We start from the raw sequence: 11,191 nt of genomic DNA on the forward strand, positions 1-11,191 counted from the left end.
CTCGACGAGTTATTTGGCTGAATTCCTACGGAGCCCGCGGTGGGAATGCGATCGGCTCCCGTGCATTTCGGCCACCCGTCGAAGGTGGCCGGAATCCGGCGTGCAGTCACCGGTTACCGGAGGTTGCGGGTGCGTGGGCGGCCGGTACGACGATCCCCGTCGCCACGTACTCGACGCCCTCCCGGACGACGGTTCGCCAGTGCCCGGTGAAGGTGTTCACCCGGCGCCCGCCGATCACCGGGCCCGGCACGTGCAGCGAGCTGACGAAGGTGCCCCGCTCCGGATCGGGGGTGATGGTGCAGTCGCTGAAATCCAGCAGCTGGCCCATGAGCGGGAAGCAGGTCTTGTACGTGCTCTCCTTCGCGCTGAACAGCAGCCTGTCCCAGGCCACGGCGGGATGGGACAGGGTGAGGCGGTCCAGCGTGCGCCGCTCCTCGGGCGAGGCCACCATCCTCTCGACGCCCCTGGGCAGCACGGAGTTCGGTTCGGCGTCGATCCCGACCGCGGCGACCGACGCGGTCCTGGCGACCGCTGCCGCCCGGTAGCCGGGGCAGTGGGTCATGCTGCCCGCGACGCCCTCGGGCCAGGCGGGCGCCCCGGCGGGACCGGGGAGGATCGGCCCGGGCGGCATCCCGAGCCGGGCCAATGCCGTGCGGGCGCACAGCCGGACGGTGGCGAATTCTCGCCGGCGCTTGTCGACCGCGCGCTTCACCCTGTCCGCTTCCTCCGGGTAGAGGTAGATGTCCGGCGGGTCGGCGAACAGCTCCACGATCACGACGTCCGGCAGCGTACCGGCGAGTAGGCCGGGCCCGGCGGGGCCGGGGCCCGGGTTTGGCCCCGGCCCCGTGCGGGGCGCGGGGTTCGGGTTATCGGGCCAGGTGGGCCCGGGTTTCCGTACGGGATGCCGGATGCCGAGATCCGGCTCTGGAATTCCTGCCACGAGCGACCCCTCCACTTGCGTAACCAGGCATGATCATCCACGATGCATTCTCGTCGGCCCTCGAATTCCGGTGACGGAGAGGGGGGTCGAGCCGAGGGGTAGTTTCAATGGTCAACCACCCTGGTGGCTGCTGTGTTATACAGAGTCCTACGGGAGTAGTTTCAATGGTCAACTACTTCGTCGGTCGGTGTGCTAGACAGGGTCTTCAGGGAAATGCATCGGGGGATGTGGATGATTCAGCGCTGTCATCAGTCGTGGTCGCATCCGGGTCGGGGCGCACGCCGGCCCGCAGCGGCCGCCGAGCGTACTTCGGCCGGGCGGGTGCCCATATGCTGACCCGCCGGATCGTCCTCGGCCTTCCCGCACTCTCCGTCGGCGGCCTCTCCGAGAACTGGCTGTTACGCGAAGCCGGCGACCTCCACTGGTCGCTGATCGGCGAGCACTTCGGCCTCCCGGTCGCCGAACTCGCCGACGCCGGCGGCGAACGGCTGCTGCCCGCCTTCACCCGCGCCCGGCTCACCGCGGCCGACTCCCTCCGCTTCTTCACCGAGCACGACGAGGGAGAACTGACCGGCACGCTCGCCCGACTCGACGAGCACGCCTTCGTCAGCGACATCCGCTTCGCCACGCCCACGACGTCGGTCGACGTCCGGCTCCTGACCTCCTTCGTCCGCCGGGGCCCCGGCAACTGGCTCGTCCCCGGCACCCCGCGGCACGCAGGCCGGGGTCCCGTGGCGGACGCGAGCGCGGAACACCGCGACTTCCAGGGCGAGTTCCGAGCCCTCACCCGGGTGGAGCCCGACGGCGCCACCGGCCTCTACACCGACACGTATGAACTGAACCCCTTCGCGGACGTGAACGCGGCGGGCCTGCTCTACTTCGCCTCGTACCCGCACATCAACGACCGCGGCGAGCGCAAGTTCGTGCGGTCGGTGGTGCCCGGCGGCGAGTGGGCCGTCGACGCCGTCACCGTCAGCCGGGACATCGTCTACCTCGGCAACTGCGGCCTGGCCGACGCCGTGCGCTACCGCCTGGACGGGTGCCGGCGGGAGTCGGAGGACCGGGTGGTCCTCATCTCCTCCCTCCTGCGGGAACGCGACGGCCGGACGCTCGCCCGCCTGGAGACCGTCAAGCGGCTCGTCCGTCCCGAGGCCTTCGCGGCCCTCCCGGGCGACGGCGCGGCCCCGGTCGCGATCGGCTCCGCCTCTCCTCCCGCTGCCGCTTCTTCCCGGCCGCCGCGCGCTTCCCTGCCCGACGACCTCGAAAGCCGGCTCCTGGCCCTGCTGGAGACCGTGCTCGGGGAGCCCGCCGGCTCGCTGACCGCGGACGACGACCTGCGGCCGCGCGGACTGGACAGCCTGTCCCTGTCGGAGGCCGCCGTACGCGCCGAGGACGAGATCGGCTGCGAGATCGACCCCAGCACCCTGTTCCAGGCGTTCACGGTCACCGCCATGGCCCGCGTCCTGCGCGGCGAACGCCCGGATCCGGCCGCGGCCGTACCGTCGGCGGCGAGTGGCGCCGCCATGCCGATCGCCGTGATCGGCATGGCCGGCCGGTTCCCCGGCGCGGGGAGCGTGCCCGAACTGTGGGACCTCCTGGGCCGCGACGAGGACGCCGTCCGCGACGTTCCCGCGGACCGCTGGAACGCGGCCGACCATCCCGGTCTGATCGCCAAGGCGGCCCTGCTCGACGACATACGCGGCTTCGACCACGAGTTCTTCTCCATCAGCCCCCGTGAAGCCGCCTTGATGGACCCCCAGCAGCGGCTGCTGCTGGAGACCGTGTGGGCGACGGCCGAGGACGCCGGATGCGATCCGGCCTCGCTCACCGGCAGCCGCACCGGCGTCTACGCGGGCGTGTGCCACTCCGACTACGCCGCGCTGATCGCCCGGCACGCCGGGCGGGACGAGCCGCACCTGAGTGTCGCGGTCTCACCCTCCCTCGTGGCCAACCGCGTCTCGTACGCCCTCGGCCTGCGCGGGCCCAGCGTCGCCGTGGACACCCTGTGCTCCTCGTCCCTGGTCGCCGTCGCACAGGCCGTCGCCGCGCTGCGCGCCGGCACATGCGACCAGGCGTTCGCGGGCGGCGTCAACGTCCTGTGCGACCCCGCCCGGCAACACGCCTACCAGCGCACCGGCGTACTGAGTCCGCGCGGCCGCTGCCACACCTTCGACGAGGACGCGGACGGATACGTACGGGGCGAGGGCGTCGCCGCCCTGCTGCTCAAGCCGCTGGACCGGGCGCTGGCCGACGGCGACCGCGTGCACGCGGTGATCCGCGGCGTGGCCGTCAACCACGGCGGGCAGGCCCAGTCCTTCACCGCCCCCAACCCGGACGCGCAGGCCGACCTGCTCGTCGCCGCCTACAACGAGGCGGGAGTCGACCCGCGCACCGTCGGCTACATCGAGGCACACGGCACCGGCACGCGCCTGGGAGACCCGATCGAAGTCTCCGGCATGGTCGCCGCGTTCGAGCGGCTCTACGCGCAGTGGGGCCACGCACGGCCCGCCGAGCCGCACTGCGCGGTCGGCTCGGTCAAGACGAGCATCGGCCACCTGGAGGCGGCCGCCGGAATCGCCGGCATGGTCAAGGTGATTTTGGCCATGCGGCACCGTACGCTGCCGGCCGCGCGCAACCTGAACCGCCCGAACCGGATGATCAAGATCGACGGTACGCCGTTGCGGCTCCAACGCGACCGCAGCGCATGGGAGTCGCCCGCGGGCGGCGGGCCGCTGCGGGCCGGAGTCAGCTCCTTCGGGATGGGCGGCACCAACGCGCACGTGGTCCTGGAGGAAGGCCCCCGCGCGGCGGCGGCCCCCGCCACGGCCGCTCCGGTGGTCGTGCCCGTCTCCGCCCGGACCCCGCAGGCCCTGCGGGAGGCCGTGGCCCGTCTGCTGGAGGCGGTCCGCTCACCGGACGCCCCTCCGCTCGCGTCGATCGCGCGGACCCTGCGCACCGGGCGCGCGGCACTGCCGTACCACGTCGCCGTCGAGGCGTCGGACCTCGGCGAACTCGCCGCGCGGCTCGCCTCGGTACTCGACACCCCGCCGAACGCGCCCGTGAACGGGCAGTCCGAAGGGGCGGGACCGGCTTGGACGGCCCCGGACGCACCGCCCGCGTCGCTGCCGACCTACCCCTTCGGCCGCGACCAGCACTGGGTGGCACCCGTCGCGGGCGCGGAACTCCTCACCACCGAGTGGGCGGACGCACCCGCGCCGGACACCGGCGACACCGGCCGGCTGCTGGTGGTCACCACCGACCCGGTACTGGCCCGCACGGTGCTCGGGGAACGCGCCGTCGCGCACGTCCCCGGGGATCCCCTACCCGATCTGGCCGGCCTCGGCGGGATCGTCGACCTCGTCGACTGGTCCGCCCCCGGCACCCTCGTCACCGAGCGCATCGCCCTGCTGCAGCGGACGCTCATCTCGAACCCCCGCGTCGGGCTGCGCTGCGTACACGTCAGCGGCGCCGAACGCTCCGCGCTCGCCGGCTTCTACCGCTCCCTGTCCGGCGAGTTCCAGGCCCTCCACGGCCGCACCGTCCGCGTCGACGGCGGCGCCGCCGAACTCGCCGCCGCCGTCCGGACCGAGACCGCTGCCGTCGACCGGGAGACGGAGATCCGGTACGAGGGCACGCGCCGCCGCCGGCCCGTGGCCGCCTTCGCCCCGGCACGGGCCGCCGAGGACCTGCTCGCGGGCGTCGACCGCGGCGCGGTGCTCATCACCGGCGGCCTCGGCGGCATCGGCCTGCGCCTCGCGGCCCACCTGGCCGACCGGGGAGCCCGCCACATCGTGCTCGTCGGCCGTTCCCGGGTGCCGGTCCGCAACCAGTGGGCCGCCCTCGTCGCCGCACCCGCCACGGACCCGGCACTGCGCGCCCGCCTCACCGCGCTGCTCGCCCTCGTCGAGCGCGGGGTGACGCTGACCGTACGGACCGACGCCCTGGAGGACGTCGCCTCCCTGCGCCGGCTGATCGGCCGGGTCAGGAAGCAGGCCGGCGGGATCGACGCCGTCTTCCACTGCGCGGGGGTGATGGACCCGCCCACGTCCTTCCTGTCCCGTACGCCCGAGGAGATCTCCGAGGTACTGCGGCCCAAGACCGACGGGCTGCGGGTGCTGTGGTCGGCCTTCGGAGCCACACCGCCCCGGCTCATGGTGCTGTTCTCCTCCGTGGCCGGAGCGCTGCCGTCCCTCGCCGCGGGCCACCTGGACTACGCGGCGGCGAACGGCGTGCTCGACGACTTCGCCGCCGCCCACGACACCGGCGCCTCCGGGTGCGTGGTGCGCGCCCTGCGCTGGCCCCTGTGGCGGGGCGTGGGCATGGGGCTGGAGCGTACGAGCGCGAGCGGCGGGCTCGGCATCCCCGACCTCGCCGCCGACGACGCCCTGGAACTGCTCGACCTCGCCCTGCGGGTGCCCGGCGACCCCGTGTCCCTGCCCTGCCGGGTGGAGCGCGCCGCCGTGGCCGCCGACGAGCTGTTCCTGGCACCGCGGCGCACCGCGGAGCCGCGCCCCGGACAGACCTCCGCCGAGGCCGTCGCCGTACCGGGAGCAGTTCCCGGCACCGTCGTTGCGGGCCCGGCGCTGCCGGCCGCGACCGCACAGGCCGTGGCGGTACGGACCGCGACCACACCGGCCGCGACCACACCGGCCGCGACCACACCGGCCGCGACCACACCGGCCGCGACCACACCGGCCGCGACCACACCGGCCGCGACCGCATCGTACGGGGAGTCCGCCACGGCGGCGGCGCCGGACTGGCTGTACGCCGTCGTGGCCCGCACCACCAAGGTCGACCCCGGCCTGCTGGGTACCGACACCCTGCTCGGTGACATCGGCGTGGACTCGCTGCTGATGGCCGAACTGGTGCGCGACCTCGAGGGGATCCTCGGCCACCCGGTCGATCCGAGCTTCCTCCAGGAGCACCCGACGCTCGGCGGCCTCGCCGCCGCGCTCGGAGCACCCCCTGCGGACCTCGTGCCCGAGCCCGCCGGCCCGCCCGCCCCCGCGGCGCAGACGCAGCCGTCCCCGGCCCAGGCCGAACCCCACGCACGGACGCAGCCCCGGACCGCTTCCCCGGACGGGCGGCCGACGCCCATCGCCGTGATCGGGATGGGCTGCCGCCTGCCGGGCGCAGCCGACCCGGCGCAGTTCTGGGAGGCACTGCTGGCGGGCCGCGACCTCGTCACCGAGGTGCCGGCCGACCGCTGGGACGTGGCCTCCTTCTACAGCCCGGACGGCGGACCGGGACGCAGCCAGAGCAAATGGGGCGGATTCCTGGACGACGCCGCCCTGTTCGACCCGGAGTTCTTCGGATTCGACGCCGAGGCGGCACGCCACCTGGACCCGCTGGCGCGCAAGGCGCTGGAGGTGTCCGTGGAATGCCTGCGGGACGCCGGGTACCGCGAGGACGAGGTACGGGGAGGGGCGGTCGGCGTCTTCGTCGGCACGCGCACGGGCAACCACCGCGCGCACCTGCAGCCCCCCGAGCGGCCCTACATCGCCGGCGTCAACCAGAACTTCGTCGCCGCCCACATCTCGCACTTCCTGGACCTGACGGGGCCGAACCTCGTGGTCGACAGCGCGTGTTCCTCGTCGCTGGTGACCATCCACCTGGCCGCCCGGAGCCTGGCGGCGGGGGAGTCGTCGATGGCCCTGGCCGGAGGCGTGGACCTGCTGTTCGACGAGGAGCCCTACCTCATGCTCAGTGCCGGCAAGGCGCTGTCGCCCACCGGGCGTTGCCGTACCTTCGACGAGTCCGCCGACGGCCTCGTGCCGGGCGAGGGCGCCGGGATGGTGCTGCTCAAGCGCCTCGACGACGCCCTGCGCGACGGGGACCGGGTGCTGGCCGTGATCGAGTCCTCGGGCGTCAACAACGACGGCCGGACCATGGGGCACACCACGCCGAGCGGCCGCGCCCAACGCGCGCTGATCTCCGACGTATTGACGCGCGCCGGGGCCGATGCCCGTACCGTCGGCTACGTCGAGGCCCACGGCACCGGCACGATGATCGGCGACCCGATCGAGCTCCAGGCCCTGACCGCCGTGCACCGGACCCACACCGAGGACCGCGGCTACTGCGGCATCGGCAGCGTCAAGAGCTCGATGGGACACCTGCTCAGCGCCGCGGGCGTCGCCGGATTCATCAAGGCGGTACAGATCCTGCGGCACGGCCGGCTCGTGCCCACGCTGCACTGCGACCGGCCGAACCCGCGCTTCGCGTTCGCCGACTCGCCCTTCTTCCCCGTCACCCGGGTCACGGACCTGCCGGCCGGGAGCCGGGTGGGCGTCAGCGCCTTCGGCTTCGGAGGCACCAACGCCCACGTCCTGCTGGGCCCCGGCACCCCCGGGGAGCCCGGACGGCCGGCGCTGCCCAAGCCCGCCTACCGGCGCAGCAGATTCTGGCGCCTGCCCGCCGCGCCCGGGCCGGCCGCCGCGCCGGTCCGCTCGGCCCGGCTCGACCTGACCTTCCCGTAACCCGGCGCGGCCGGGCCCGACACGCCCCCGCATCGCCGACCACCAGGAGAGAACACGTGGACCGAAGGTCCGTTCGCTGTGCCCTGCACCTGAAGCGGGACAACCCGATCGTCGACGACCACCGGGTGCACGGGGTGCGAACCCTGCCGGGTGTCACCTTCCTCGACATCGTCTACCGGCTGCTCGCCGCCCGCGACGTCCCCCTGGACCGCACCGAGTTGAGCGACGTGCTGTTCATCGAGCCGGTGGTCACCACGGACTCGTTCGACCGTGAGCTGACCGTCGACATCGCACCCGACGGCGCCGTCTTCCGGGTGACGGCGACCAGCCGCCGGATCCGCGACGGGCTGCCCGTCGACGACAGCGTGACCACCCACCTCCGGGCCACCCTGCGCACCGACCTGCCCCCGCTCACCGGCGCTTCCGGACTCCAACCGTCCGGCACCCCGCGCGACGTCGGCGAGGTCTACGCCACCGGCCGGTCGGCCGGCATCGAGCACCGGGCGTTCATGCGCTGCGCGGGAACCCTGCAGGCGACGGCGGACCGGGTGCGTGCCGAGATCGCCCTCGGTGACGAGGCGCGGAGCACGGTGGGGGACTTCCTGCTGCACCCCGCCCTGCTGGACGGCTCGACCATGCAGTCGTACGCGCTCGCCTTCGACGGGGCGGACGCGGACGGACGCCCCCTCATCCCCCTGCACATCGGCTCCTTCCGCGCCGCCCGCACCCTCGGGGACGCCTGCACCGTCGACCTGCGCATGCACCCGGCCGGGCCCGGTGCCGGGGACGACGTGGTGAAGGCCGACATCGAACTGCGCGACGGATCGGGCGCGTTGGCTGCCCGGTTCACGGACCTGACCTTCAAGCGCGTCCGCTCCGCCGCGGCGATCACCCGGCTCGCCGCCGAGCGGACGGAGCCGGCCCCGCGCGCCGCGGCCCCGGCCGTCCCCGCGCAACCGGAAGGCCCCGCGGACCCGGTCCGCGCCGACGGCGGACCGGTGGACATCCGCGCCGAGGTGGTCGAGCTGGTCCGCCGGGCGGTCGCCGACCCCGCACTGGTGGTGGAGGGCGACCGGGGCTTCTACGACCTCGGCCTGGACTCCTCCCAACTCCTCACCCTGGTCCGGCTCTTCGAGGAGCACTGGGACATCGCGCTCTACCCGACCCTGCTGTTCGAGTACCCGACCGTCGACGCGGTCGCCGCTCACCTCGCCGGACTGCTGCCCGCCGAACGGCCCGCCCGCCCGGCCGCCGCCGCCCCGGCGGCGGACACGCCCGCCCGGACCCACTGCCTGACCGGCCTGTGGCAGGCGGCGCCGCGCCCCCCCGCACCGGCCGCCGGACCCCTTCTGGTCATCGGCGACGAGCGGGTGCGGACCGACCAGATCACCGTTCGGCGCGGTCCCGCCTTCCGCCGGGTCGCCCCCCACACCTACGAGCTGCGCCCCGCCGAGACCGGGGACCTGAGGCTGCTCCTCGCCGACCTCGCCGGACTCGGCACGGTCCCGGAAGCGGTCCTGCACGTCGCGGACCAGGACGCCGCCGACCTCCCCGAGGCCGTACGGTCCGCCTGCGGCGAGGTGCTCGCCCTGGCCCAGGTCCTCGCCGACCGCCCGGTCCCCGTCGTGCACGTGGGCCCGGCCCCCGTCGCCGCCGCCGTGGCCGGACTGGCCCGTACGGTACGCCTGGAGCAGCCGCGCCTCGCCATCACCGCCGTCGAGTGCGAGGGCCCCGCCGACACGGACGCCCTGCTCGCGGAGCTCGCGGACCACGGGGAGTCCTGGGTACGGCACACCCCCGGCGGCCGTCACGTCCGCCGCTACCGCGACGCCGACCCCGGCCCCGCCCCCGAGGTCGCCCTCCGGCCCGGCGGCGTCTACCTGATCACCGGCGGCGCGGGCGGCATCGGCCGGGAACTCGCCGCCCGGATGACCGCGCGCGGAGCCACGGCCGTCCTCGTGGGACGCACACCGCGCCCGGGACCGGAGGACTCCTACGTCCGCGCCGACATCACGGTGCCCGCCGAGGTCGACGCCCTGATCAGCGGCATCCTCGAACGGCACGGCCGGCTGGACGGTGTCGTTCACGCGGCCGGCGTCCTGCGCGACGGCCTGTTCACCACCAAGCCCGCCATGGACCTCGCGGCGGTCCTCGCGCCCAAGGTGCGCGGAGCCGTGCTGCTGGACGAGGCGACCCGCCACCTGGACCTCGACTTCTTCGCCCTCTTCTCCTCGGTGACCGCAGTCGCGGGCAACGCGGGGCAGAGCGACTACGCGGCCGCGAACGCGTTCCTGGACGCCTACGCCCGCGACCGCGGCCTGCTCTCCCTCGCCTGGCCGCTGTGGGCCGAGGGCGGCATGCGCACGGACGCCGCCGCCGAAGCCCTGTTCGCCCGGCAGGGCCAGGCCCCGCTGCCGACCACGGCGGGCCTGGACGTGTTCGAGCGGGCCCTCGCCCTGTCCGGCACCGAGCTGGTCGTGCTCCACGGCGACCCGGAACGGGCCCGCGAAGCCCTGGGCCTCACCCCCGCCGACGCCGTCTCCACCGGCACCACCCCCACCGGCACCACCCGCACCGCGACCCCCGCCGCCCCCCGGCCCGGGGGGAACCACGGCACACCGGAGGCCGACGACCGGGACGTCGCGGTGATCGGCGTCGCCGGCCGCTACCCCATGGCCGAGGACCTCGACCGGTTCTGGAGCAACCTCAGCGCCGGGCGGGACTGCGTCACCGAGATCCCGGCGGACCGCTGGACCTCGGACGGCTTCTACCGGCCCGACCGGGCGCCCGGCCACTCGTACAGCAAGTGGGGCGGATTCCTGGAGGGCATCGACGAGTTCGACCCCGGCTTCTTCCGGATCACCCCGCGCGAGGCCGCGGGGATGGACCCGCAGGAGCGGCTGTTCCTCCAGACCTCCTGGCACGCCCTGGAGTCCGCGGGGCTCACCCGCGCCGACGTGGCCGGCCGCATGGTGGGCGTCTTCGCCGGAGTGATGTTCAACCAGTACCAGATGCTCGGCCTGGGCGCAGAGGACCGGCTGCCCGTACTGCCGACGTCCTTCTCCTCCGCCGTGGCCAACCGCGTCTCCGCCTTCCTCGACCTGCGCGGCCCCAGCCTGGCCCTGGACACCATGTGCTCCTCGTCCCTGACCGCGCTGCACCTCGCCTGCGAGAGCCTGCGGTCCGGGGACAGCGAGCTGGCGCTGGCGGGCGGTGTGAACCTGATCGTCCATCCGTACAAGTACCTGCACCTGAGCCAGGTCGGCTTCGTCTCCTCCGACGGCCGGTGCCGCGCCTTCGGCGCCGACGGGGACGGCTACGTACCCGGCGAGGGCGTCGGGGTCGTCGTGCTCAAGCCGCTCGCCCGCGCCCTGGAGGACGGCGACCGGGTCCTCGCGGTGATCAAGGGCAGCGCCGTCAACCACGGCGGGCGCGCCGGGGGCTTCTTCGTACCGAACCCCGCGGCGCAGGCCGACGTGGTGCGCCGGGCCCTGGGCAAGGCGGGCGTGGAACCCGCCTCCGTCGGCTACATCGAGGCGCACGGCACGGGCACCTCCCTCGGCGACCCCATCGAGATCGCGGCCCTCTCCCAGGCCTACGGCGACGCGCGGAGCCGGCTCGGCTCGGTGAAGTCCGGCATCGGCCACCTGGAGTCGGCCGCGGGCATCGCCGGGCTGACCAAGATCCTCCTCCAGCTTCGCCACCGCACCCTGGTCCCCTCCCTTCCCTGCACGCCGACCCGGCCAACACGAGCATCGACTGGGACTCCGCGGGC

General features: G+C 74.4%; 2 protein-coding genes and 1 pseudogene. 2 read left to right on the plus strand and 1 reads right to left on the minus strand.

The annotated features are described in order from the left end of the window. Window positions 1-106 precede the first annotated feature (106 nt). Window positions 107-775, minus strand: a complete 669-nt coding sequence (locus tag OG332_RS43840) for a 4'-phosphopantetheinyl transferase family protein (protein ID WP_327418674.1) — start codon at window positions 773-775, stop codon at window positions 107-109. A gap of 494 nt (window positions 776-1,269) precedes the next feature. Between OG332_RS43840 and OG332_RS43845 the strand changes: the two genes are divergently transcribed. Further along, complete coding sequence (locus OG332_RS43845) at window positions 1,270-7,416, plus strand: beta-ketoacyl synthase N-terminal-like domain-containing protein (protein WP_327418675.1); 6,147 nt, start codon at window positions 1,270-1,272, stop codon at window positions 7,414-7,416. Between the two features lie 56 nt (window positions 7,417-7,472). After that, window positions 7,473-11,087, plus strand: a pseudogene (locus tag OG332_RS43850) (SDR family NAD(P)-dependent oxidoreductase); the annotation flags it as partial. Window positions 11,088-11,191 lie beyond the last annotated feature (104 nt).

The organism is Streptomyces sp. NBC_01233 (assembly GCF_035989305.1).
Classification (GTDB): domain Bacteria; phylum Actinomycetota; class Actinomycetes; order Streptomycetales; family Streptomycetaceae; genus Streptomyces.